Genomic DNA, 23,008 nt, shown 5'->3' with positions numbered 1-23,008 from the left:
AAGTCGACGGGCCATGAGCGTGGCCCGGCGTGGGGACGCTCACAGCAGGGCGGATGACTATGCTGGAGAGGTTCTGACCGATCCCGTCACCAGGAGTATCCCCGTGGCCAAGGCCCCTGCCAGCACGCTGGACAACGTCATCGCACTCGCCAAGAAGCGCGGCTTCGTGTTCCCGGCCGGTGAGATCTACGGCGGAACCCGCTCAGCGTGGGACTACGGACCTCTGGGAGTGGAGCTCAAGGAGAACATCAAGAAGCAGTGGTGGCGGACCTTCGTCCAGTCGCGCGGCGACATGGTGGGCCTGGACTCCTCGATCATCCTGCCCAAGCGCGTGTGGGAGGCCTCCGGCCACGTCGAGACGTTCACCGACCCGCTGGTGGAGTGCAAGAGCTGCCACAACCGCTTCCGCGAGGACCACCTGCTGGAAGCCTTCGAGGCGAAGAAGGGCCGGGCCCCGAGAGCGGCATGGCGGAGATCGCCTGCCCCAACTGCGGCACCCGCGGCGACTTCACCGAGCCCCAGGAGTTCTCCGGCCTGGTCAAGACCTACCTCGGCGCCGTCTCCAGCGAGGCCGGCCTGCACTTCCTGCGCCCCGAGACCGCTCAGGGCATCTTCGTGAACTTCCTGAACGTGGTCACGGCCACCCGTCAGAAGCCGCCGTTCGGCATCGGCCAGATCGGCAAGGCGTTCCGCAACGAGATCACCCCAGGCAACTTCATCTTCCGCACCCGCGAGTTCGAGCAGATGGAGATCGAGTACTTCACCCCGGCGGACGAGGCAGAGGCACAGTTCGACGAGTGGGTCGAGGCCTGCTGGAACTGGTTCATCGACCTCGGCATCGATGCGGACAACCTGCGCCGCTTCGATGTCCCGGACAGCGAGCGCGCCCACTACAGCGCCGCCACCATCGACCTCGAGTACCGCTTCGGCTTCCAGGGCAGCGAGTGGGGCGAGCTGATGGGCATCGCCAACCGGACCGACTTCGACCTCGCGAGCCACACCGAGGCCTCGGGCACGAAGATGCAGTACTTCGACCAGGCCGCCAACGAGCGCTACACGCCTCACGTCGTCGAGCCCAGCTTCGGCCTGACCCGCTCGATGATGGCGTTCCTCGTCGACGCCTACACCGAGGACGAGGCCCCCAACTCCAAGGGCGGGGTCGACAAGCGCACCGTGCTCAAGCTCGACCCGCGCCTGGCCCCCATCAAGGCCGCAGTGCTGCCCCTGTCCAAGAGCGAGGACCTGGTGCCCCGCGCCGAGGAGCTCGCGGCGCGGCTGCGCAAGCACTGGAACGTCGACATGGACGTCACCCAGGCCATCGGTCGGCGCTACCGCCGCCAGGACGAGATCGGCACCCCGTTCTGCATCACCGTGGACTTCGAGACCGCCGAGGACCAGTCCGTCACGATCCGTGAGCGCGACACCATGACGCAGGAGCGCGTGGCCCTGGACCAGGTCGAGTCCTACCTCGCGGCACGCCTGCTCGGCGCCTGAGCGAAGAGCCGGCACGCAGGAGGCCCCGGGGAGGACAGGTACGTCCTCCCCGGGGCCTCCTGCGTGATCACGGCGTCCGAGGCCCCGCGCCGGTGCGGTGATGGCACAGTGAGCTCATGGATCATGAGCCCACCTCCGGCATCGAGCTGTCCCGGGCGTACTGGGAGCAGGTGGTGCGACCGCTGCTGGCGCGGCGCCGTCCCGGGCTCGCGGTCGCGGCGGCACGCCTCGGTTCCGGATCGGATGTCCTCGGCTATGACGATGCACAGTCCAGGGATCACGATTGGGGCCTGCGACTGACGCTCCTGGTCGAAGACAGTAATGCCGCCGAGATCGATGCGCTGCTCGAGCGGGAGCTGCCTCAGCGGTGGCAGGGCCTGCCCACCCGCTTCGAGACCACCTGGGAGCCCGTCGTTCGGCAGCGGGCCGAGGTGGCCTCCGCCGCCGAGTTTGCCGCCTCTCGCATCGGCATAGACCCTGCGCGGCTCACCGACCCGCACGGGCTGCAGCTGACCGACTGGCTGTCCCTCACCGGGCAGGCCGTCCTCGAGATCACCGCGGGCCCTGTCTTCCATGACGGCCCCGGTGTGCTCGGTGCGCTCCGGGAGCGGCTGTCCTGGTATCCGCGGGATGTCTGGATGTACGCGCTGGCCGCCGACTGGCATCGCCTCGGCCAGGAGTTCCCGGACGTCGGCCGTGCCGGCCTGCGCGGGGACGAGGATGGCTCCGCAGTGATCGCCGCGCGGCACGTGCGCACGATGCTGCATCTGGCCCATCTCCTGCATCGGCGCTGGCCTCCCTACGGCAAATGGCTGGCCCGCTCGGCCGCTGAGCTGCCTGGAGGAGCGGTGCTGCGCAGCGCCGTGCACGAAGTGCTCCGGGCGCGTGACTGGCGTGCCCGCCAAACCGCGCTGGCGGACGCGGTGGAGCTCCTCGCCGCCACACAGGGCGCTCGAGGTCTCCCGACGCTAGACCCCGCGACAGAGGCCTTCTTCGAGCGTCCGCACCTGGGGGTGCGCGATCTGCCGGCGCTGCTGCTCGACCTGGTGGAGGATCCGGAGGTCCGGGCGCTGCCAGCAGGCGTGGGCACGGCGGAGCAGATCAGCGACAACGTCACGGTCCTGGTCGATCATCGGGCCCGTCGACGGCTGGTGGGCGGGTGAGCTTCCAGGGTTCTCACGCCGGGACGACGGCCGACGCCGGCCCTCAGACGGTCGCGGCCCGCAGGCGAGGGACCACGTGGCGTCCGAAGGTCTGCAGCACCCGGAGCTGATCTGCGACGGGGACGCCGAAAGGCAGCACCAGCACGATCTCGTCGGCGGCCTGCACGACCACATCCGCGAACAGCGCCTGCGCGACGGTCGCGGGGTCATCCAGCACGATCCTGCTGAACACTGCAGGCCGGCCACCGATCTCCGTGCTCAGGTGCTCCCCGGAGACGGCGGGATCCGCGGTGCGTTCCCTGGGCAGCAGCGAGACGTGATGCTCAAGCTCCGACTCGTCCTCGACCGGGATCATCTGACGGCTGACCATCACGTGCCCTTCACCGAATCCAGCCGACCGAGAGGCCTCCCGATAGGCGGTCAGAGCCTCCAGCTGGAGCTGCTCGAAGGATCGGCCGGAGCCGTCATCCGGAGTCATCGTGGCCAGCTGCAGGCCCAGTCCCAGCTGACCGGCCAGCGCCGCTCGGTGCGGGCTCGCCGCACCGTAGGCGAGCCGCGTACGCACCGCCGGAACCTGCGGCTGGACCCGCAGCGGGCTGCCGCGGTCGACGCCCTCGATATGAGAGTCAGCCCCGGCGACGATCTCGCCCTCCAGCAGCGCCAGCAGATCATTCAGCACTCGGTCGACGTGGTCGGAGCGCTCGTCGCGCAGAGCACCGAAGGCTCGGGCGTAGCTCGCATCATGCGCCGAGTGACCGGAGCTCACCCCGGGCCGGAGCCGGCCGCCGGTGAGCAGATCCGCGGTGGCGAGGTCCTCAGCCAGCCGGCCCGGGTTCTCGAAGCGCAGCGGGATCACAGCGGTGCCGAGCTGGATGCGGCGGGTGTGCTGGCCCAGTGCCGCGAGGAACAGCAGCGGAGAGGACAGAGCGTCCTGGAGGTGGCGGACCCGGACGTAGCCGACGTCGTAGCCGAGCTCCTCGGCGGCGACGAAGAGCGCGATGCCGTCGGCGAGTCCGCCGCTGGCCGCGCCAGGTCCCGTGCTGGGACCTGGGGTGTGCTCGACCTGGGTGACGAAACCGAAGCGGGGTGCTTCCGCGCCCCCTGAAGCTGATGCGGACATCTCGCGCCTCCTTCTCGTGACTGCCGGGACGGCGCCGGGAGAGGGAAGGGCGATGCGCCGCTGCCTTCATTGTCCTGCCGGACGGCGCGGAGGACCGGGACCTACCGCCCGGATCTCCCCTCCCCAGGACACCTCGACGCACATCACCTCGTCCCTCCCTCCCGGACGTCGGGCGGTGATGGGACAATCGAGACGATGACCACCCTCGACGCCTCGTTCCCGGCGACCCTCACCGCCGTCGACCGGCCGCGCGGCCCTGTGCCCGCCGCCGGTGACGTCGCGACCCGTCGCACCCTCACCATCGGCCCCCACACGATCGACACTCCCGTGGTGCTCGCCCCGATGGCCGGGATCACCAACATGGCCTTCCGCCTGCTGTGCCGCGAGTTCGGCGCCCTGCACAGCGACGACGACGGAGGACTCTACGTCGGCGAGATGGTGACCACGCGAGCCCTGGTCGAGGGGCACAAGGAATCCTGGCGCCTGGTCACGATGGGGGAGCGCGAGACCCCCGCTCCGTGCAGCTGTACGGCGTGGACCCCGCCACCGTGCGCCGCGCGGTGGAGATGATCCGCGAGCGCGACCTCGCCGACCACATCGACCTCAACTTCGGCTGCCCGGTCCCGAAGGTCACCCGCCGCGGCGGTGGGGGAGTGTTGCCGTGGAAGACGGAGCTGTTCACCCGGATCGTCCGCGCGGCTGTGGAGGCGGCGGGCCCCGAGGTGCCCGTCACGGTCAAGACGCGTATCGGGATCGATGACGACCACCAGACCTTCCGCGACGCAGGCCTGATCGCCCAGGAGGTCGGCGCGGCCGCGATCGCGCTGCACGGCCGCACCGTCGTCCAGCACTACTCCGGCAACGCCCGCTGGGACGCCATCACCGAGCTCAAGGAGCTGATCACCGACATCCCGGTGCTCGGCAACGGGGACATCTGGTCCGCCGAGGACGCGATCGAGATGATGGAGCAGACCGGCTGCGACGGCGTCGTGGTGGGCCGCGGCTGCCAGGGACGGCCCTGGCTGTTCGCCGACCTCGCCGCAGGATTCGCCGGCAAGCCGGACCGGGTCCAGCCTTCGATGGGGGACATCGCCGTGATCCTGCGCCGGCACGCGGAGCTGCTGATCGAGTTCTTCGAGGATGAGGGCCGCGCCCTGCGCGATCTGCGCAAGCACGTCGCCTGGTACTTCAAGGGCTACCCCGTCGGCGGGGAGATGCGGCATCGCCTCGCGACCATGGAATCCCTCGCCGACCTCGACGCGAAGCTCGCCGAGCTGGACCTCGACAGCCCCTACCCGGGCTCCGCCGTCGAGGGCCCGCGCGGCCGTGCCGGAACCCCGAAGAAGGCTGTGGTCCCCGAGGGCTGGATGGCCTCGCGGGAGCTCAGCGACGCCCACGCCACCCGCCTCCACGAGGCCGAGCTCGACACCTCGGGAGGATGAGCAGATGACCACCGCGCCCACCGCCGGCTACACCGCACCGGACTTCGAACGCTGGGTCCCCGAGCCGCCGAAGTCGCAGGCCCGCACCCCTTCCAGCGGGACCGCGCCCGCGTGCTGCACTCCTCCGCACTGCGCCGGCTCGGCGCCAAGACCCAGGTGCTCGGCGCAGGGGCGAACGACTTCGTGCGCACCCGGCTCACCCACTCGCTCGAAGTGGCCCAGGTGGGACGGGACATCGGTGCTGAGCTCGGCTGCGACCCCGATATCGTCGATGCCGCATGCCTGTCCCACGACCTCGGCCATCCGCCCTTCGGGCACAACGGCGAGAAGGTCCTCGACGCTCTCGCCGCGGATTTCGGCGGTTTCGAGGGCAATGCGCAGACCCTGCGCCTGCTCACCCGGCTCGAACCCAAGGTGGTGGGCGAGGACCGTCCCTACGGCCTGAACCTCACCCGCGCGAGCGTCGACGCCGCGATCAAGTACCCCTGGACCCGGGGCCAGGGCCCTGACCCGACCTCGGTGAAGTTCGGGGCCTACGCCGATGACCTCGAGATCTACACCTGGGCGCGTGAGGGCGCGGTGCCCGGCCGGCAATGCTTCGAAGCGCAGGTGATGGACCTCGCCGACGACGTCGCGTACTCGGTCCACGACATCGAGGACGCCATCACCGGGCGCACCCTCGACCTCGAACGGCTCGCCGATCCGATGGAGCGGGCGGCCGCGCTGTACGTCGTGCAGGACTGGTACATGCCCGACGAGTCCATCGACTCCCTCGACGAGGCCCTCTCCCGGCTCGAGGCCGAGCCGTACTGGATGCCCACCTTCACCGGTTCGATGCGTTCGGCCGCCGCGCTGAAGGACATGACCAGTCAGCTGATCGGCCGCTTCACCCGCTCCGCGATCACCGCCACCCGCGCCACCCACGGCGAGGGCGCCATGTCGCGTTACGCCGGAGAGGTGGTGGTGCCCGGGCAGACCCACCTCGAGATCGCCGTGCTCAAGGGCCTGGCCGCCGCGTACGTGATGTCCTCCGCCTCGCAGCAGCCCGTGTACGAGGCCCAGGAGGAGATCATCCGGGATCTCTACTCCCGCCTGTGGAACACCGGCACCCACTACCTGAGCCCGTTGTTTGCCGAGCTCTGGCAGAGCGCCGCGGACGATGATGCCCGCCGGCGGGTGGTCGTCGACCAGATCGCCTCCTACACGGATGTGACCGCGCGGCGCCTGCACGCAGAGCTGTTCGACCGCGACCTCACTCACGTCACCGCCGCAGACACCCCGCTGCCCGGCCTCGGATCGGAGCTCTGAGCCGGTGGCCCAGGGTCTGATCCGCCGCTCCGACGTGGACCTGGTGCGCGAGCGCTCTCGGCTGGACGAGGTGGTCTCCGAGCACGTGACCCTGCGCACCGCCGGGATCGGCTCGATGAAGGGTCTGTGCCCCTTCCACGACGAGAAGACCCCGTCGTTCAACATCCGCCCGCAGCTGGGCCACTGGCATTGCTTCGGCTGCGGTGAGGGTGGGGACGTCATCTCCTTCGTGCAGAAGGTCAGCCACCTCAGCTTCGTCGAGGCGGTCGAGATGCTCGCCGGGCGCTACGGCGTCCAGCTGCACTACGAGGACTCCACCGGTGGCAAGGGCGACCGCCCCGACTTCGGCACCCGCAGGCGCCTGATCGACGCCCATGCGATCGCCGAGGAGTACTTCCGCGAGCAGCTGCGGGGCCCCGCCGCGGAGGTGGGCCGGCGCTTCCTCACCGAACGCGGCTTCGACCAGGACGCCGCAGACCACTTCGGGGTGGGCTTCGCCCCCGAGGGATGGGACTCCCTGACCGGTGTGCTGCGCTCCCGCGGGTTCACCGAGGCCGAGCTCACCGCGAGCGGGCTCGTCTCCCAGGGGCAGCGCGGGGTGTACGACCGCTTCCGCGGGCGGCTCGTCTGGCCGATCCGCGACATCACCGGCAACACCATCGGCTTCGGCGCGCGGCGGCTGCTCGAATCCGACAAAGGCCCGAAGTACCTCAACACCCCCGAGACCGCGATCTACCACAAGTCCAACGTGCTCTACGGCCTGGACATCGCGCGCAAGGAGATCTCCTCCCAGCACAAGGTGGTGGTGGTCGAGGGCTACACCGACGTGATGGCCGCGCACCTCGCAGGGGTCACCACCGCTGTCGCCTCCTGCGGCACCGCTTTCGGCCCCGATCACGTGAAGATCGTGCGCCGGGTGATGGGGGACTCCAACCCCTCGGCCGGTCTGCGGCTGAACACCGACGGCCGTGGGCTGGCCGGCGAGGTGATCTTCACCTTCGACGGTGACGCCGCCGGGCAGAAGGCCGCCCTGCGCGCCTTCGAGGAGGATCAGCGGTTCGTCGCGCAGACCTACGTCGCCGTCGAATCCAGCGGGATGGACCCCTGCGACCTGCGGATCCAGCAGGGGGATCAGGCGGTGCGCGACCTCATCGAGAGCCGTCGGCCCCTGTTCGAGTTCGCGATCCGCTCCGCGATCGCGCAGGTCGATCTCGACACCGTGGAGGGCCAGGTCACCGCGCTGCGCATGGCAGCACCGGTGGTGGCCCGCATCCGGGACCGTGCGATGCGACCCGAGTATGCGCGCCGCCTCGCCGGCTGGCTCGGCATGGAGGAGCGCACGGTGCTGCGTGCAGTCCATGACGCCGCCCGCAGCGAGGGCCGCGGCGCGCACCGAGCGGAGGAGCCCCGACCCGAGCTGGAACGCTCGGGGAGCGCGGACACGGGGCCGACGGGGATGGGCCCAGCCTCCCTAACGCCCGGCTGGCAGATGTGGTCAATCCGCGCGATCCCGTGGGCCAGGTCGAGACGCAGTCGCTCGCGGTGATGATGCAGGCGCCCCAGCTGCTGGAGGCCGAGAAGGTGGCCTCGCTGCCGGACGACTCCTTCCACGTCCCCGCACTGCAGGGCGTGTGGGACGTAATGCTCGCCGCCGGGACCCTGCTGGATGCGGTTGAGGGGACGCTGCACCCCGCGCGCTACCTCGAGCAGGTGCTCGAAGTCTCTGGCGAGACCGTGCGGCCGCTGATCGTGGAGATCGCGAACCTCGACCTGCCCGCACGTGACGAGGAAGGTCTGCAGAAGTTGGCGGGTTCGCTGTTGGACCGTCTCAGCGAGCTGTCGATCACGCGCGAGTACTCGGTCCTCAAGCAGCGACTCCAGCGCACCGATCCCGGCGACGCCGAGCGTTATCAGGAGCTCATGACGCGGCTTGGCCAGGTGCAGGTCAAGCGCCGCGCGCTGCGCTCTAGCGACGACTGATCGGCGAACAGCGAGCTTGCGAGAGCTTGCGAGCGGGAGGAGAGGCGATCTCCTCGTGGGCGCAGGCGATGGCTGCATGTGACGCTCGATGACGGAAGATTTCGCTGGCCTTGGTGCCCACGGCCAGCGCTTCTATCGTCGACGTCATGACCACCACAGCAAGCATCCAGTCGCCCGTCGTCCCTGAGATCACCGCCGAGGCTCGCGCCGATCGCCTCACGAATGCCGGAAGCGCGTGGGCCGGGCGCATGGCTGCCGATCGCTCGAAGGCCCATCTGACCTACGCGGTCGAAGGTGCTGGCGTCGGTTCGGTTGCTACGACTGTGCGTGCAGGCAAGCACTCCTTCGTCGTCGACGAGCCCGCGGCGCTGGCCGGGGATGACGCCGGCACCAGTCCGGTCGAGTACGCGCTCGGCGCGCTGGTCGGCTGCCAGGTCGTCGTCTACCGGCTCTACGCGCAGCAGCTCGGCATTCCCTTCGATGACATCGTCATCAGGGCCGAAGCCGACCTGGACGCGGCGCGTCTGTTCGGTGCCGACGAGTCCGTGCGCGCCGGCTTCTCCGAGGTGCGGCTCGATATCGAGCTCACGGGACCGGAGTCGAACGAGCGCTACGACGAGCTGCGCCGGATCGTCGATGCCCATTGCCCGGTGCTCGATATTTTCCAGAACCCGACCCCGGTCAAGACCACCGTCACCCGCGCCTGATCATTGTCGAACCGGTCAGGGCCTGCTGCCGCCGTTGCGGGGCCTCTTCCTGCGCTTCCTGCTGGGGCCGAGCACAGCCAAGATCTCTGTGAGAAGTTCAAGGATCAAGGTCATACCGGTTCCTCTCTCGGTGTGACGGGACTCTTCGTCGAAGTCCCGGTTCACAGTGGCCCAGCCGGGGCTTGAACCCGGGACCGACGGATTATGAGTCCGCTGCTCTAACCCGCTGAGCTACTGGGCCGTCCGCTCCCTGAGGAGCGCACCTGAATCTACCGCACCCCAGGTGCCTGTACACACGCCCTTCCGGCCTGCCGGAGCCCTGACGGTGCGGCGTAATCTTCGTCATAGTGGCCGGTGGGAGGGTAGAACGGAGATGCGAGCACCCGCCAGATCCTGCTACAGTCGGTCTGGTCGATCCCGCATAGCTCAACGGCAGAGCACTCGACTGTTAATCGAGCGGTTCTTGGTTCGAATCCAAGTGCGGGAGCCCAAGGAGCACAGCCCCGGATACTTCCGGGGCTGTCTCACTTCCTGATGGTTCTCGCGAAGGAGAAGGACGATGCCCTCCGTCCCCGACGATCGATTCGAGCTCCCGGAGGACTTCGGCCCCGGCAGCGTGTGGGCGGACCGCTCCGGTCACCGCACCCTGGTGGGCCGCAACCAGCGCGGCGTGGAGATCCCGATCGGCCACGGCGAGGGCGAGATCAATCCCGGGGAGCTGCTGAAGCTCGCACTGATCGGCTGCGCCGGGATGAGCAGCGACATCAACCTGGCGCGGCGCGTGGGGAGGACTTCGACATGCGCCTGTGGGCGCACGGCACCTCTGATGAGGCCGAGAACCGGTACCTCAGCATCGCCGAGGAGGTGCAGCTCCCGCTCGAGGGGCTCACCGAGCAGGAGGTCGCCACCGTGGTGAAGGTGTTCGGGCGTGCGGTCGCCGCCGGCTGCACCGTCGAGCGGACGGTCGTTCCCGGGGTCGAGGTCACCCATCGGGTCCTCGGCGCAGGCCAGGAGCAGCAGGCATGACCATCCGTCCCATCCGCATCATCGGCGACCCCGTGCTGCGCACTCCCTGCGACCCGATCAAGAAGATCACCGACGGCACCCGCTCCCTGGTGCGGGACCTCCTGGACACCGTCGACGACGAGGGCCGGGCCGGCGTCGCCGCGAACCAGATTGGCGTGAACCTGCGCGCCTTCTCCTGGAATCTGGAGGAGAAGGACGGAGTCGGCTACATCCTGAATCCTGTCATCGTCGAGCTCTCCGAGGAGCTCCAGTATGACGACGAGGGCTGTCTCTCCGTTCCGGGCCTGTTCTTCCCGCGCACCCGTTCCGCCTACGCGCGCTGCGTCGGCACGGATCTGGAGGGCGGGGACGTCGAGCTGGAGGGGAGGGGCTCATCGCTCGCCTCATCCAGCACGAGGTCGGCCATCTCGACGGGGCGCTGTACATCGACGGCCTCGAGAGGTCTGTGAAGAAGCGGGCGTTGCGCCAGATCAGGGAGACCCTCTAAGCTCTGTACCGACAGGCACCTGCTGTCATCAGATCCATCCGCGGTACCGATTCGTTGGGGAAGACGCATCGGACACCGGAAGGAACGAGATGACCCAGGGCGTTCTGTATGTTCACTCCGCTCCGCGGGCCCTCACGCCGCATATCGAATGGGCCGCCAGCGGAGTTCTCGGCGTGCCCGCACGCATTCGCTGGGAGGACCAGCCGGTGGGCCGTGGTCTGCAACGTGCCGAGATGACCTGGCGCGGACGCGAGGACACCGGGGCCCAGCTGGTGAGTGCGCTGCGCGGCATGAACGAGGTGCGCTTCGAGGTCACCCAGGAGGCCACCGCCACGGTGGATGGCGCCCGTTGGAGCTGCACCCCGGAGCTCGGCATCCATCACGCCGCCACCGATCATGCGGGGAACATCGTCCTCACCGAGGACCATGTGCGCGGCTGCATGGAACGGGCAGGGAACGACCCGCACGCCCTCCGCCACGAGCTCGACATCGCCCTGGGCGCCCCCTGGGACGAGGATCTCGAGATCTACCGTCATGCCGGTGAGGGTGTGCCGATGCGGTGGCTGCACCGCGTGAGCTGAGCGCAGCTGCACCCATCCCTGGAAGCCCAGTCCATGGAAGCCGAGAACGGCGCCCGGCACAGCTTCCGGTGAGGGAAGTGTTCCGAACGCCGTTCTGCGTGCTGCGCGGTGGACCGGGTGCTGTGCGGCGCGGCGAAGCGCCGCCCGGCACGTCGATCAGGCGCTGGTGAAGACCACTGCGATGTCGTGGCCGCCGAAACCGAACGCGTTGTTCAGCACGGCGATGTCGCCGCCGGGCAGCTCGACCGGCGTGTTCTGTGCGATCCGCATCGGGGTCTCGGGATCGAGGTTCTCGATATTGATCGTCGGCGGGGCGAGGCGGTGGTGCGAGGCGAGAGCCGAGAAGACGGACTCGAGCGCCCCGGCGCCACCCAGCAGGTGGCCCGTCATCGACTTGGTCGAGGTGACCACGATCTGGTCGGTGACCCCGCCCAGTGCGGTGGAGACGGAGTTGAGCTCGCCGATGTCGCCGAGCGGGGTGGAGGTGCCGTGGGCGTTGAGGTGCACGATGTCCTGCGCCGCGACATCCGCATCCTCGACGGCCTCGCGCACTGCGCTGGCCTGGCCCTCGGGAGAGGGGGCGGAGATGTGGTGCGCGTCGGAGGCCATGCCGCGCCCGGAGGCGTAGGCGTACACGCGAGCACCGCGGGCGGCGGCGTGCTCCTCGCTCTCGAGCACCAGGATGGCTGCACCCTCGCCGAGGACGAAGCCGTCGCGGTCCACGTCGTAGGGGCGCGAGGCGTGCTCGGGATCATCGACCCGGCTCGAGAGCGCGGGATGTTCGCGAAGGCGGCGATGGTCATCGGGTGGATCGATGCCTCGGTGCCACCGACGACGACCACGTCGGCCCGGCCATCACGGATCATCCCCATGCCCAGGGCGACCGCTTCAGCGCCGGAGGCGCAGGCGGAGACGGGGGTATGGGCACCGGCGCGGGCGCCGAGCTCCATCGAGATGTGGGCGGCCGAGGAGTTCGCCATCAGCATCGGGACGGTGAACGGATTGACCCGGCGGGCGCCGCGCTCTCGCACCACGTCCCACTGGTCCAGGGTGGTCCAGATGCCGCCGATGCCGGTGCCGACCACGACGCCGAGTCGGTCGGAGGCGACCTCGGGAGCGCCGGCATCGGCCCAGGCCTCGCGCGCGGCGACCATCGCGTACTGCCCGGAGGGGTCCAACTTCTTGGACTCGGGGCGGGTGAGGGAGTCGAGCGCGCCGGGAACGATCTGGCAGGCGAAGTCCACGGACAGCCCGTAGCGCTCCTTCCAGTCGTTGTCGAAGGTGCGCGCGGTGGAGGTCCCGGCCAGTGCGGCCTCCCAGGTGGAGGCGACGTCACCGCCGAGCGGGTTGACGGTGCCGAGGCCGGTCACGGCGACTCGTGAGCGGGAAGCGGACATACGGACCTCCGGGTCTGAGGGGCTGAGGGGACGGCGACGCCCGGGACGGGATGCGTCCCGGGCGTCAGGCGGGGCTCAGTTCTGGGCGCCCGCGATGTACTTGACGGCGTCGCCGACGGTCGCGAGGTTCTTGACCTCTTCGTCGGGGATGCGCACGTCGAACTTCTCCTCGGCGTTGACGACGATGGTCATCATCGAGATGGAGTCGATGTCGAGGTCGTCGGTGAAGGACTTCTCGAGCTTGACGTCCTCGGTGGCGACACCGGTCTCCTCGTTGACGATCTCGGCGAGGCCCTCGAGGATCTCGTTCTCGGTGTGTGCCATGGGTGCTCCTTCAGGTGTGCGGATGTGTGGCGGTCACAGACTACCCGTGCTACCACTTGGTAATCGGCCAGCACGGATCGTGTCAGCCGTGGGGGTGATGCGGGTGACAGTCCGCCCACCGGGCGATCAGGGCAGGATCAGCACCTGACCGGCGTAGGCCAGTCCGGCACCGAAGCCGAACTGCACCAGCACGTCGCCACTCTGGGCCGCGCCCTCCTCGATCAGACGGTGCGTGGCCAGCGGGATCGAGGCGGCGGAGGTGTTGCCGGTCTCGGCGATGTCCCGGCCGACCACCACGTCCTCAGGCAGCTTCAGCTGCTTGACGAGCTCATCGATGATGCGCATGTTCGCCTGGTGGGGGACGAACACGTCGATGTCTTCGATGCCGATCCCGGACTGTTCGAGCATCTCGCGGATCTTCTTGGCGGTGTGCCACACCGCCCAGCGGAAGACGGTCCGGCCGTCCTGCTCGAGGGTGGGCCACTCGGCCTTGCCGTCGCGGAAGTCGATGGACGAGCCGGTCATGCGGATCGTGTCCCAGTTCTCGCCGTCGCTGCCCCACACGGTGGGGCCGATCTTCGGCACATCGCTGGGGCCGACGACCGCTGCGCCAGCACCATCTCCCAGCAGGAACGAGATCGAGCGGTCGGTGGGGAGACGAAGTCGGAGAGCTTCTCCGCGCCGATCACCAGGACATTGCGCGCGGCGCCCGAGCGGATCAGCGAGTCGGCCTGACCGATGCCGTAGGCGAAGCCCGCGCAGGCGGCGGAGATGTCGTAGGCGATGACGTCGGGCCGCCCCAGCTCACCGGCCAGCAGGGTCGCCAGCGACGGGGTGGGGTAGGGGAACGAGATGGTCGAGACGATGATCGCGTCGAGGGTCTCCAGATCGATGCCGGAGCGCTCGATGGCCTCCTTCGCCGCAGTCAGAGACAGGTCCTTCACTCCGACGTCCTGGCTCGCCCGGGTGCGGGTGATGATGCCGGTGCGCTGCCGGATCCACTCATCGGAGGAGTCGATCGGGCCGACGAGGTCGTCGTTGGGGACCGAGACGTCGCCGCGAGCCGCGCCATAGGCGAGAATCTGCGAGCCGACGACGGTGGGCTGGTGCGTGAGCGAGACGGCCATGTCAGTTCTCCTGATCCGTGGGGGCGACGCCTGAGTGCTCCCGCATCAGGGTGCGGGCCGCCTCGAGATCGTCAGGGGTGTTCAGGTTCGCCAGCGCGATGCCCTTCAGCTCGCGCTTGGCCAGACCTGTCAGGGTCCCGGCCGGGGCGACCTCGATCATCGCGGTGACGCCCTGGGCTCGGAAGGCTGCCATGCAAGCCTCCCAATCGACCGGGGACGCGACCTGGGTGACGATCAGGTCGAGATATCGGCTGCCAGAGGTGACGACTTCACCGCCGGCGTTGGAGATCAGCGGAACCACCGGGTCTGCGGGGGACAGGCTCGGAGCGAAGGCGGCCAGCTGCTCACGGGCGCCCGTCATGTACGGGGTGTGGAACGCTCCGGCGACCTGCAGGGGGATCACTCGGGCCTTGGCGGGGCCGTCCTCTCCCAGGGCTGCGATCGCCTCACGGGAACCTGCCGCTACGACCTGGGCGGCGGAGTTGATGTTCGCGGGGTGCAGGCCATGACGCTCGATCGCGGCGATGACCTCTTCGCGCACTCCGCCGACCACTGCCGCCATCGAGGTGGGCTCGGCTGCGGCGGCCTCGGCCATCGCCTGCGAACGGACGGCGACCAGACGCATCGCGTCCTCATCGCTGAGCACCCCGCCGAGCGCGGCGGCCGTGAGCTCGCCGACGCTGTGTCCGGCGAGGACATCAGCAGCGGGGAGGTCCTTCCCCTGGTGGAGGGCCCCGGCGGCGAGGATGCCCGCCGCCACCAGCAGCGGCTGAGCCACGGCGGTGTCGCGGATGGCGTCCGCGTCGGATTCGGTGCCGTGACGCAGCAGGTCGATGCCTGCGGCCTCGGAGAGCCCCGCGAGGGCCTCGTCGACACCGGGGAGCTCACGCCATGGACTCAGGAAGCCGGGCTTCTGAGCCCCCTGACCGGGGCAGACGATCGCGAGCACGGGAAACCTCCAGGGGAGAGAAGGGGACGGCCCGCTCACGAGGCGGAGCGGGCCGGCAGGGCAGAGACCGCCGGGCCATCCATCACAGGGATGGACGGCCCGACGGGGTGATCAGGACTCGCCGCCGAACGATCCGGACTGGCCGGCGTTGACGTTGGTCAGGTCGTACTTGTCGATGGCCTGGCGGACCACCGAGGGATCGACCTTGCCTTCCTTCGCGAGCAGCTGGAGGGCCTTGACGACCATCGAGTGCGCATCGATCTTCAGGTGACGACGCGCAGCCGGACGGGTGTCCGAGAAGCCCCAGCCGTCGGCGCCGAGCACGCCGTACCGGCCCGGGATCCACTCACGGATCATGTCCGGGACCATGAAGTCGTAGTCGGAGGTCGCGACGAACGGACCCTCGACGCCCTCGAGCCGCTGCGAGATCCACGGTGTGCGCGGCTCCTCCGGGTTCAGGAGGTTGTACTTCTCCACCTCCTGAGCCTCCTTGCGCATCTCGGTCCACGAGGTGACCGACCAGACGTTGGCCTGCACACCCCAGTCCTCGGCCAGCAGCTCACGCGCGTGCAGCGCCCACGGGACACCGACGCCGGAGGCGAGCAGCTGTGCCTCAGGACCGTCGCCCTCGGGCTTGGGCTCGAGCAGGTACATGCCCTTGAGCAGCCCCTCGACATCCAGGCCCTCGGGCTCCTTGGGCTGCACCATCGGCTCGTTGTAGACGGTGATGTAGTAGAAGACTTCCGCCACACGGTCGTCCTCGCCGTACATGCGCTGCAGACCGTCGCGGATGATGTGGCCGAGCTCGTACCCGTAGGTCGGGTCGTAGATGACCGCACCGGGGTTGGTCGCGGCGAGGATCGGCGAGTGGCCGTCCATGTGCTGCAGGCCCTCGCCCGCCAGCGTCGTCTTGCCGGCGGTCGCGCCGATCACGAAGCCCTTGGCCATCTGATCGCCGGCGGCCCAGAAGAAGTCACCGGTGCGCTGGAACCCGAACATCGAGTAGAAGATGTAGAACGGGATCATCGGGAAGTCGTGCGTGGCGTACGAGGTGCCCGCCGCGGTGAAGGCCGCGGTGGAGCTGATCTCGTTGATGCCCATGTGCTTGATCTGGCCGGAGGTGGACTCCTTGTAGGCCAGCAGCAGGTCGCGGTCCACCGACAGGTAGTTCTGACCGTCGGGGTTGTAGATCTTCGCCGCCGTCGGGAACAGCGAGTCCATGCCGAAGGTGCGGGCCTCGTCAGGAACGATCGGGACCCAGCGCTTGCCGGTCTCCTTGTCCCGCATCAGGTCCTTCAGCAGCCGCACGAGCGCCATCGTCGAGGCGATCTCCTGCTTGCCGGAACCGCGCTTGACGACCTCGTAGGCCTTGTCGCCGGGCAGGTTGAGCGGCTTGTGCTCGGTGCGGCGGGAGGGGACCGGACCGCCGAGGGCGGCGCGATGCTCCTTGAGGTACTTCATCACCGGCGCGTCGGCGTCGGGCAGGTAGAACGGTGCGTCGTAGAGGCTGCCGGAGTCGAGCTGCTCATCGCTGATCGGGATGCGCAGGGTGTCACGCAGCGTCTTGAGATCATCGAGGGTGAACTTCTTCATCTGGTGGGTCGCGTTGCGGCCCGCGAAGTTCTTGCCCAGGCGGTAGCCCTTGACGGTGTGGGCGAGGATCACGGTGGGCTTGCCGTTACGCTCCGTGGCCTGCTTGAACGCCGCGTAGATCTTCTTCGCGTCGTGGCCGCCGCGGTTGAGCTTCCACCAGATGTCCTCGTCGGACATGTCCTCGACGAGCGCCTTGGTGCGCGGGTCACGCCCGAAGAAGTTGTCGCGGATGAACCCGCCGGACTCGGCGCGGTAGGTCTGGTAGTCGCCATCCGGGGTGGCGTTCATCAGGTCGATGAGAGCGCCGTCGGTCGACTCCTCCAGGAGCGGATCCCAGCCGGCGCCCCAGATCACCTTGATGACGTTCCAGCCGGCGCCGCGGAACTGGCTCTCCAGCTCCTGGATGATCTTGCCGTTTCCGCGCACCGGGCCGTCGAGCCGCTGCAGGTTGCAGTTCACGACGAACGTGAGGTTGTCCAGGTGCTCCTTGGCGGCGATGTGCAGCGCGCCACGGGACTCGACCTCGTCCATCTCACCATCACCGAGGAACGCCCAGGTGTGCTGGTCGCTGGTGTCCTTCAGGTCGCGGTTGTGCAGGTACTTGTCGAAGGGCCTGCTCGATCGCGGCGACGGGGCCGATGCCCATCGAGACCGTGGGGAACTCCCAGAAGTCCTGCATCGCGCGGGGATGCGGGTAGGAGGGCATGCCGTGCTCGCTGGAGACTTCCTGGCGGAAGCCGTCGAGCTCCTCCTGCGAGAGGCGGCCCATCATGTAGGCGCGCGAGTAGATTCCGGGGAGGCGTGCCCCTGGAAGAAGACGTGGTCGCCGCCGCCGGGATGGTTGCGACCGCGGAAGAAGTGGTTGAAGCCGACCTCGTACATCGTGGCGATGGAGGCGTAGCTCGAGAGGTGACCGCCCACGGACACCTCGGGGCGCTGGGCGCGATGGACGACCATCGCCGCGTTCCAGCGGTTGATGTTCCGCAGCTCCTTCTCGAGCTCCACGTCGCCGGGGTACTCGGGCTGCTCGTCGACGGGGATCGTGTTGACGTAATCCGTCATGAGCGAATCGGGAAGGTGCAGATCCTCGTCCCGCGCATGCTGGATCAGGCTCTGGACGATCTCGGAGGCGCGCTCTTGGCCGCGATGCTCGACGAGACCGTCGAACGATTCCAGCCACTCCCGGGTCTCCTCCGGGTCCGGATCCTGCGCATGGCTCGGCAGGTTGATGCCGATGGGACGAGGGGTCTCGTGCGAACTCACACTGTCCTTCTCTCTACGGGAGGGGATGGACCGGCCATGGGAGCTGGGAATCGCCGGTGGGCCCTGCTCCGGCGGCCTCGGTGCGTGCAAGCCTACCTGCGCCGAGTGGGTGCGGGACCTTCACCGAGCCTCCGCATATGTGACACGTCGGACATCGGAATTCTTGGCGGGCGGAGAGGGACTCTCGTCCCGGAGTGCACGCGCGTGTCGGGTGACATAGAATCAGGCCCGCGCAGCACGCCGTGAGGTCGATTCGGCTCCTCATGCTGCACAGTTCGAACCCCCTCTCTTAAGGAGTCCTTTCTTGTCACCGTCGTCCGACGCCCCATCGTCCAGCTCCCTCTCCGAGGTGCTGAGCTTCACCACGGGCCAGATCGTGCAGGAGATCGGTTACGACGACGACGTCGATCTCGATCTGCGCGATGCGATCGAGGACCTCATCGGCGATGAGCTGGAGGAAGAGGACACCCAGGAGATCGTGGACGCCGTCGTGCTCTGGTGGCGCGATGGCGACGGTGACCTCACCGACGCCCTCGTGGACACCCTTCGCAACATCGAGCCCGGTGCTCCCGTGTGGGTGATGAACCCCAAGGCGGGACGCCCCGGACACGTGATGCCGGGGAGATCCAGGAGAGCGCCGGCATCGCCGGTCTGCGGGTGATGAGCACGGTGACCCTCGCCCCGGATTGGACCGGCACTCGCCTGGCCAGCCGCGTCAACTGACCGCCGTAGTGGCGTGACACTCCCGTGAGGAGCGTCACGGTTCCCGATCTGTCGTGGACCACGGGGTGCCGCCCCACCCGGGTCGTTAGCTCAGTTGGTCAGAGCGCCTGGTTTACACCCAGGAGGTCGGGGGTTCGAGCCCCTCACGACCCACCCGACGAGACACAGAGATCTCAGGATGTCAGGATGCCGCGCATGTCCGGAACCGGAGCGCCCGCTGCGCCGCGCGCGCGGGTCGAGATCATCGACTACTACCGCCTCGCAGCCGCCCTTGCTGTGATGGCATTCCACTATCTGTACAACGGCATCAAGAACGGGAAGATCGGGAGCATCTCCCACGAACCCGTCGCTGCGATCGCGCAGTACGGCTACCTCGGCGTGAACCTGTTCTTCATGATCAGCGGATACGTGATCACCACCTCCGTGGCCGGGAAGACGGCGCGACAGTTCGCCGTCGGTCGCGCTCTGCGGCTCTATCCGGCCTTCTGGGTCGCGCTGCCCATCACCGCGGTCTTCGCCCTCTTGCTCGGCGGCGAGCGGATGGGGGTCACGGTCGAGCAGTTCCTCGCCAACCTCACCATGATCCCCACGGTGCTGGGCCAGCCGTTCGTCGATGGCGTGTACTGGACTCTCCTGTACGAACTGCAGTTCTACGTCGCGGTCTTCCTCCTGATCCTCTTCGGCCAGGGGCATCGGGTGGCGGCGCTGATGCCTGCCTGGGCGATCGGGATGCTGTATCTGACCGTGGCCGCACCAGGGTTGACGGGAAGCGCACCGCTGCTCGGCAACTACTTCATATGGTTCGCCGCCGGCGCGATCATCGCTTCCATCGCCGAGTCGGGATGGTCCGCCTACCGTGTGCTCGGGCTGCTGGCCACCTACATCCCGATCTCCTCCCTCGAACTGACGCTGACCACGGTCCTCAAGACCGGGATCTTCCTGATGGTCGTCGCGACCGTGGTCCCACAGGTGCGGAACCTGAGACTTCCAGGGTCGAAGACGGCCGGTGCGCTGACCTATCCGGTGTACCTCCTGCACGCCCATATCGGATACATGCTCCTGGATCGCTTCGCGACCGAATCGAACAAGTGGCTCGTCTACGGCGCGGTCGCCGGGTTCGTCCCTCGCCCTCGCCTACGTGCTGCACGTGACCGTCGAACGTCATCCGGTCTCGCGACGCTTCTGGGCCTGGGCGTTCGGCTCGACCCTGGGCCGCGCTGTCGATCTGATGCAGTCCTGTGTGGATCATGTCCGCGCCTTCGAGCATCGGCGCGGACGAGCCCGAGGAGCGTTCGCACCGGTCGAGCCCGCCGCACCCGGCGAGGGATCCGTCCTCAGCGGGTGATCGTGTACAGCAGCACCAGCACGATGGGCACGGCGACGATCAGGCATCCCCAGGTGATAGCGGTCTTGCGGTCCTGAGCCTTCTGATCGGACGTGCGCTCCGGGGCGTCGGGGCGCCCATCGCGCTCCCACAGCTCCTTTTCGCGCTGGCGTCGGACCAGCAGCTGACCGATCAGGAGGACCACCGAGACCAGGATCGCCACGGCGAGCGCGAGCAGGATGAGGGTGTTGATGGCGGTGCCTCCGAAGGGTCGCTGGGACGGCTGGCTGTGCACAGGGTCTCACGGCCCGCCGTGTTGACCTGAGCGCTTCCTATACTGGCAGGGCAGCCATGACCGGCGCGCTCCGCAGCTCGCGGAGCCACGGCCGGAGCCCCGTAGAAGGAGGAGCCGCGCAGGTGAGTGCACCCAGCAGAGAGTTCGACGTCGAGGCGATCCGCGCAGACTTCCCGATCCTCACCCGGATGCTCGATCCGGATACGCCGATGATCTACCTCGATGGCGGTGCCACCTCGCAACGCCCCCGTCAGGTGATCGATGCGGAGGTCTCCTACCTCTACAGCGACAATGCCGCGGTCAAACGCGGCGCACATCGCATGGCGGGCCTCGCGACCGACGCCTACGAGGGTGCCCGCGAACGCATTGCGGAGTTCATCGGCGCCCCTTCTCCCGACGAGGTGGTGTTCACCAAGAACGCCACCGAGGCGCTGAACCTGGTGGCCCACTCCCTGGGCAGCGGCGACGCCTCCACCCCGCCCCGTCTGCGAGTGCGGGAGGGTGACGAGATCCTGGTGACCGAGATGGAGCACCACGCCAATCTGGTGCCCTGGCAGGAGCTGGCCCGGCGCACCGGTGCCACCCTGCGGTGGATCCCGGTCGCCGACGACTTCACCCTCGACCTCACCGACTTGGACTCCCTGGTCACCGAGCGCACCAAGGTGATCGCCTTCACCCATCAGTCCAACGTGCTGGGCACCCTGAACCCCGTCGGCCGCCTGGTCGAGGCCGCTCGCGGCGTCGGCGCGCTCACCGTGCTGGATGCCGCGCAGTCCGCCCCGCACATGCCGTTCGACGTCGCAGAGCTCGGAGTGGATCTGGTCGCGCTGTCCGGGCACAAGATGCTCGGGCCCACCGGCATCGGGGTGCTCTGGGGACGCTACGAGCTGCTCGAGCAGATGCCGCCCTTCCTCACGGGCGGATCGATGATCGAGCTGGTCGACATGGAGCGCTCCACCTTTGCGGAGCCGCCGGCTCGCTTCGAGGCCGGCACCCCGCCGATCTCCCAGGCCGTCGGCCTCGCCGCCGCCTGCGACTATCTCGACGCGCTCGGGATGGAGCAGATCGCCGCGCACGAGAAGGCGCTCACCCAGCAGGCGCTGGCCGGCCTGGCCGGCATCGACGGGGTACGGATCATCGGCCCGGCCCTCTCCGCGGAGCGCAGCGGCGCAGTGTCCTTCGACGTCGCCGGCCGTCATCCGCACGACGTCGGCCAGGTGCTCGACTCCCTCGGCATCGAGGTGCGTGTGGGCCACCACTGCGCCTGGCCCCTGCACCGGCGCTTCGGAGTGCACGGCACCACCCGTGCGAGCTTCTCCGTCCACACCACCGCCGCCGAGGTCGACGCCTTCGTCGACGGCGTCGCCCACACCATCGACTTCTTCGGATCCCTCTCATGAGCAGCCCTCTGTCATCCCTGTACACCGAGCTCGTGATCGAGCACGACAAGCGCCCCCTGCACGCCGGGCTGCGCGAGCCGTTCACCTCCGAGGTCCACCACGTCAACCCCACCTGCGGGGACGAGATCACCCTGCGCCTGCAGCTCACCGACGGCCGTACGCGGATCGAGGACGTCTCCTACGACGCGGTGGGCTGCGCCATGAGCCGGGCCTCCGCCTCGATCATGGCCGATCTGCTGATCGGCCGGACGACCGCCGAGGTCGAGCCGGTGCAAGAGCATTTCGAGGCCGCGATGCGTTCACGAGGACGCCTCGCCGGTGATGAGGAGCTGATCGGTGACGGCATCGCACTGCTCGGGGCGGCGAAGTTCCCCGCCCGCGTGAAATGCGTGCTGATGTCATGGAAGGCCTATCAGGCGGCGCTGGTCGAAGCGCAGACGCTGGGAGCGTGAGCACGGTGAGCAGCACACGGACCGTAGACGCCGTGATCGGCGCCCTCGAGGAGGCATATCCGCTGAGCTGGGCGGAGTCCTGGGACCGGGTGGGCCTGGTGCTGGGGGAGAGGGGCGCCGAGGTGCGCCGGGTGCTGCTGGCGGTGGATCCCACCGTCTGCGTGGCCCGGGAGGCAGTCGAGCGTGATGCGCAGCTGCTGGTCACCCATCATCCGCTGCTGCTGCGCGGAGCCAGCTTCCTGCCCGCGGATGAGGGGAAGGGCGCCGTGGTGACGACCCTGCTGCGGCACGGGACGGCCCTGTGGTGCGGGCACACCAACGTGGACCGCTCCACCCGCGGCACCGTCGGCGCCTGGATCTCGGCACTGGACCTGCAGGACGCCGCACCTTTGGTCCCGGGGAGCCGCCGGCTGCGGCGGCGCACGATTCCCATCGCTTCGGATTGGGCGCGGTGGGCACGCTCCCCGTGGCCACCACCGTCGGTGGGCTGGCCTCCGCGATCGCGGATCTGGTCCCGGCCACCGCCCGGGGATCCTGCACACAGGTCCCGCTGAGCGTCCGGTGCGCCGGGTGGCTGTCTGCCCCGGGGCCGGGGACTCGTTCCTCGGCGCGGCGGTCGCTGCTGAGGCCGATGTCTACATCACCTCTGATCTGCGCCACCATCCGGCGCTCGAGCATCTCGAGTCCGCTGTGGATCCCTCCGCAGCGCCGGCGTTGATCGATGTGCCGCATGCCGCGAGCGAGGCGCTCTGGCTCCCGCTGGCCCAGCAGCTGCTCGGCGAGGTGCTGCCGGGGCTCGAGGTGCTCCTCAGCGAGCACACCACCGACCCCTGGAGCGGCCGCGTCCCCTGAG

The 23,008-nt window shown here is 68.7% G+C and carries 15 protein-coding genes, 3 tRNA genes and 8 pseudogenes; 18 read left to right on the top strand and 8 right to left on the bottom strand.

The genetic code is table 11. The features are described from left to right. Nucleotides 1-103 precede the first annotated feature (103 nt). Nucleotides 104-1,494: pseudogene (locus H3H54_RS10050) on the top strand (glycine--tRNA ligase). Between the two features lie 116 nt (nt 1,495-1,610). Next, nucleotides 1,611-2,657, top strand: a complete 1,047-nt coding sequence (locus H3H54_RS10045) for a DUF4037 domain-containing protein (RefSeq protein ID WP_262423785.1) — start codon at nt 1,611-1,613, stop codon at nt 2,655-2,657. 43 nt (nt 2,658-2,700) lie between these two features. Here the strand turns inward: H3H54_RS10045 and H3H54_RS10040 are convergent, their stop codons facing one another. Next, the gene (locus tag H3H54_RS10040; RefSeq protein WP_262423784.1) at nt 2,701-3,777 is read right to left on the bottom strand and encodes an LLM class flavin-dependent oxidoreductase; all 1,077 of its coding nucleotides are present in this window, start codon (nt 3,775-3,777) and stop codon (nt 2,701-2,703) included. 195 nt (nt 3,778-3,972) lie between these two features. Between H3H54_RS10040 and dusB the strand changes: the two are divergent. The 5 genes and pseudogenes from dusB (at nt 3,973) to H3H54_RS10020 (ending at nt 9,214) form a co-directional block, all read left to right on the top strand. Next, nucleotides 3,973-5,219, top strand: a pseudogene (gene dusB, locus H3H54_RS10035) (tRNA dihydrouridine synthase DusB). A 4-nt stretch (nt 5,220-5,223) separates the two neighbouring features. Beyond that, a pseudogene (locus H3H54_RS10030) lies at nt 5,224-6,527 on the top strand (deoxyguanosinetriphosphate triphosphohydrolase). Nucleotides 6,528-6,531: 4 nt separating this feature from the next. Continuing rightward, on the top strand, nt 6,532-8,073 hold the full coding sequence (gene dnaG, locus H3H54_RS10025) for a DNA primase (protein WP_316249004.1): 1,542 nt from the start codon (nt 6,532-6,534) through the stop codon (nt 8,071-8,073). After that, nucleotides 8,073-8,507: a hypothetical protein gene (locus tag H3H54_RS18910; protein ID WP_316249003.1), complete on the top strand. Its 435-nt coding sequence runs from the start codon at nt 8,073-8,075 to the stop codon at nt 8,505-8,507. The genes dnaG and H3H54_RS18910 overlap by 1 nt, the downstream gene beginning before the upstream one ends. Nucleotides 8,508-8,653: 146 nt before the next feature. Next, nucleotides 8,654-9,214, top strand: a complete 561-nt coding sequence (locus H3H54_RS10020) for an OsmC family protein (RefSeq protein ID WP_262423783.1) — start codon at nt 8,654-8,656, stop codon at nt 9,212-9,214. 167 nt (nt 9,215-9,381) lie between these two features. Here the strand turns inward: H3H54_RS10020 and H3H54_RS10015 are convergent. Beyond that, nucleotides 9,382-9,455, bottom strand: a tRNA-Ile gene (locus H3H54_RS10015). A 174-nt stretch (nt 9,456-9,629) separates the two neighbouring features. Here H3H54_RS10015 and H3H54_RS10010 point away from each other — a divergent pair. From H3H54_RS10010 to H3H54_RS09995, 4 genes and pseudogenes are all read left to right on the top strand, one after another. Further along, a tRNA-Asn gene (locus H3H54_RS10010) sits at nt 9,630-9,701 on the top strand. 311 nt (nt 9,702-10,012) lie between these two features. After that, a complete protein-coding gene (locus H3H54_RS10005; protein ID WP_262423782.1) occupies nt 10,013-10,240 on the top strand; it encodes a hypothetical protein in 228 nt (75 codons plus the stop codon). Continuing rightward, nucleotides 10,237-10,727, top strand: a pseudogene (locus tag H3H54_RS10000) (peptide deformylase). The gene H3H54_RS10005 and the pseudogene H3H54_RS10000 overlap by 4 nt, the downstream one beginning before the upstream one ends. An 89-nt stretch (nt 10,728-10,816) precedes the next feature. Further along, the gene (locus H3H54_RS09995) at nt 10,817-11,308 is read left to right on the top strand and encodes a DUF3145 domain-containing protein (protein ID WP_262423781.1); all 492 of its coding nucleotides are present in this window, start codon (nt 10,817-10,819) and stop codon (nt 11,306-11,308) included. A 156-nt stretch (nt 11,309-11,464) separates the two neighbouring features. Here H3H54_RS09995 and H3H54_RS09990 read toward each other — a convergent pair. The 5 genes and pseudogenes from H3H54_RS09990 to aceE all read right to left on the bottom strand — a co-directional run bounded on the left by H3H54_RS09990 (nt 11,465) and on the right by aceE (nt 17,961). Then, nucleotides 11,465-12,705, bottom strand: a pseudogene (locus tag H3H54_RS09990) (beta-ketoacyl-[acyl-carrier-protein] synthase family protein). A 75-nt stretch (nt 12,706-12,780) separates the two neighbouring features. Next, nucleotides 12,781-13,029 (bottom strand): acyl carrier protein, encoded by a 249-nt coding sequence (locus tag H3H54_RS09985; RefSeq protein WP_010551652.1) that lies wholly within the window; start codon nt 13,027-13,029, stop codon nt 12,781-12,783. 126 nt (nt 13,030-13,155) lie between these two features. After that, nucleotides 13,156-14,156: pseudogene (locus tag H3H54_RS09980) on the bottom strand (beta-ketoacyl-ACP synthase III). 1 nt (nt 14,157) lies between these two features. Further along, nucleotides 14,158-15,105: an ACP S-malonyltransferase gene (locus tag H3H54_RS09975; RefSeq protein WP_262423780.1), complete on the bottom strand. Its 948-nt coding sequence runs from the start codon at nt 15,103-15,105 to the stop codon at nt 14,158-14,160. A gap of 111 nt (nt 15,106-15,216) precedes the next feature. Next, nucleotides 15,217-17,961 (bottom strand): annotated as a pseudogene (gene aceE / locus H3H54_RS09970) (pyruvate dehydrogenase (acetyl-transferring), homodimeric type). Nucleotides 17,962-18,265: 304 nt separating this feature from the next. Between aceE and H3H54_RS09965 the strand changes: the two are divergent. The 3 genes and pseudogenes from H3H54_RS09965 to H3H54_RS09955 all read left to right on the top strand — a co-directional run bounded on the left by H3H54_RS09965 (nt 18,266) and on the right by H3H54_RS09955 (nt 20,106). Beyond that, a pseudogene (locus H3H54_RS09965) lies at nt 18,266-18,684 on the top strand (DUF3052 domain-containing protein). Between the two features lie 79 nt (nt 18,685-18,763). Beyond that, nucleotides 18,764-18,837: transfer RNA gene (locus H3H54_RS09960), tRNA-Val, on the top strand. A 42-nt stretch (nt 18,838-18,879) separates the two neighbouring features. Then, entirely contained in the window at nt 18,880-20,106 is a 1,227-nt protein-coding gene (locus tag H3H54_RS09955; RefSeq protein WP_262423779.1) for an acyltransferase, read from the top strand. Here H3H54_RS09955 and H3H54_RS09950 read toward each other — a convergent pair. After that, entirely contained in the window at nt 20,019-20,303 is a 285-nt protein-coding gene (locus H3H54_RS09950) for a hypothetical protein (RefSeq protein ID WP_262423778.1), read from the bottom strand. The genes H3H54_RS09955 and H3H54_RS09950 overlap by 88 nt on opposite strands. 122 nt (nt 20,304-20,425) lie before the next feature. Here H3H54_RS09950 and H3H54_RS09945 point away from each other — a divergent pair, with 122 nt between their 5' ends. From H3H54_RS09945 to H3H54_RS09930, 4 genes are read left to right on the top strand one after another with little or no spacing between them, the layout of a single operon-like run. Next, the gene (locus tag H3H54_RS09945; RefSeq protein ID WP_262423777.1) at nt 20,426-21,703 is read left to right on the top strand and encodes an aminotransferase class V-fold PLP-dependent enzyme; all 1,278 of its coding nucleotides are present in this window, start codon (nt 20,426-20,428) and stop codon (nt 21,701-21,703) included. Continuing rightward, nucleotides 21,700-22,155 (top strand): Fe-S cluster assembly sulfur transfer protein SufU, encoded by a 456-nt coding sequence (gene sufU, locus H3H54_RS09940; protein ID WP_262423776.1) that lies wholly within the window; start codon nt 21,700-21,702, stop codon nt 22,153-22,155. The genes H3H54_RS09945 and sufU overlap by 4 nt, the downstream gene beginning before the upstream one ends. Continuing rightward, nucleotides 22,152-22,709 (top strand): Nif3-like dinuclear metal center hexameric protein, encoded by a 558-nt coding sequence (locus H3H54_RS09935; protein WP_262423775.1) that lies wholly within the window; start codon nt 22,152-22,154, stop codon nt 22,707-22,709. Before sufU ends, H3H54_RS09935 begins: the two co-directional genes overlap by 4 nt. A 16-nt stretch (nt 22,710-22,725) precedes the next feature. Continuing rightward, entirely contained in the window at nt 22,726-23,007 is a 282-nt protein-coding gene (locus H3H54_RS09930) for a Nif3-like dinuclear metal center hexameric protein (protein WP_262423774.1), read from the top strand. Nucleotide 23,008 lies beyond the last annotated feature (1 nt).

The sequence above is a fragment of the Brachybacterium sp. Z12 genome (assembly GCF_014400405.1).
Classification (GTDB): domain Bacteria; phylum Actinomycetota; class Actinomycetes; order Actinomycetales; family Dermabacteraceae; genus Brachybacterium.
This window is presented reverse-complemented; position numbering and strand designations above follow the sequence as displayed.

Excerpts from the sequence above, each read along its gene's own strand:
- H3H54_RS10045 (WP_262423785.1), top strand. The coding sequence starts at position 1,611 with ATGGATCATGAGCCCACCTCCGGCATCGAGCTGTCCCGGGCGTACTGG.
- H3H54_RS10040 (WP_262423784.1), bottom strand. The coding sequence starts at position 3,777 with ATGTCCGCATCAGCTTCAGGGGGCGCGGAAGCACCCCGCTTCGGTTTC.
- H3H54_RS18910 (WP_316249003.1), top strand. The coding sequence starts at position 8,073 with ATGATGCAGGCGCCCCAGCTGCTGGAGGCCGAGAAGGTGGCCTCGCTG.
- H3H54_RS10020 (WP_262423783.1), top strand. The coding sequence starts at position 8,654 with ATGACCACCACAGCAAGCATCCAGTCGCCCGTCGTCCCTGAGATCACC.
- H3H54_RS10005 (WP_262423782.1), top strand. The coding sequence starts at position 10,013 with ATGCGCCTGTGGGCGCACGGCACCTCTGATGAGGCCGAGAACCGGTAC.
- H3H54_RS09995 (WP_262423781.1), top strand. The coding sequence starts at position 10,817 with ATGACCCAGGGCGTTCTGTATGTTCACTCCGCTCCGCGGGCCCTCACG.
- H3H54_RS09985 (WP_010551652.1), bottom strand. The coding sequence starts at position 13,029 with ATGGCACACACCGAGAACGAGATCCTCGAGGGCCTCGCCGAGATCGTC.
- H3H54_RS09955 (WP_262423779.1), top strand. The coding sequence starts at position 18,880 with ATGTCCGGAACCGGAGCGCCCGCTGCGCCGCGCGCGCGGGTCGAGATC.
- sufU (WP_262423776.1), top strand. The coding sequence starts at position 21,700 with ATGAGCAGCCCTCTGTCATCCCTGTACACCGAGCTCGTGATCGAGCAC.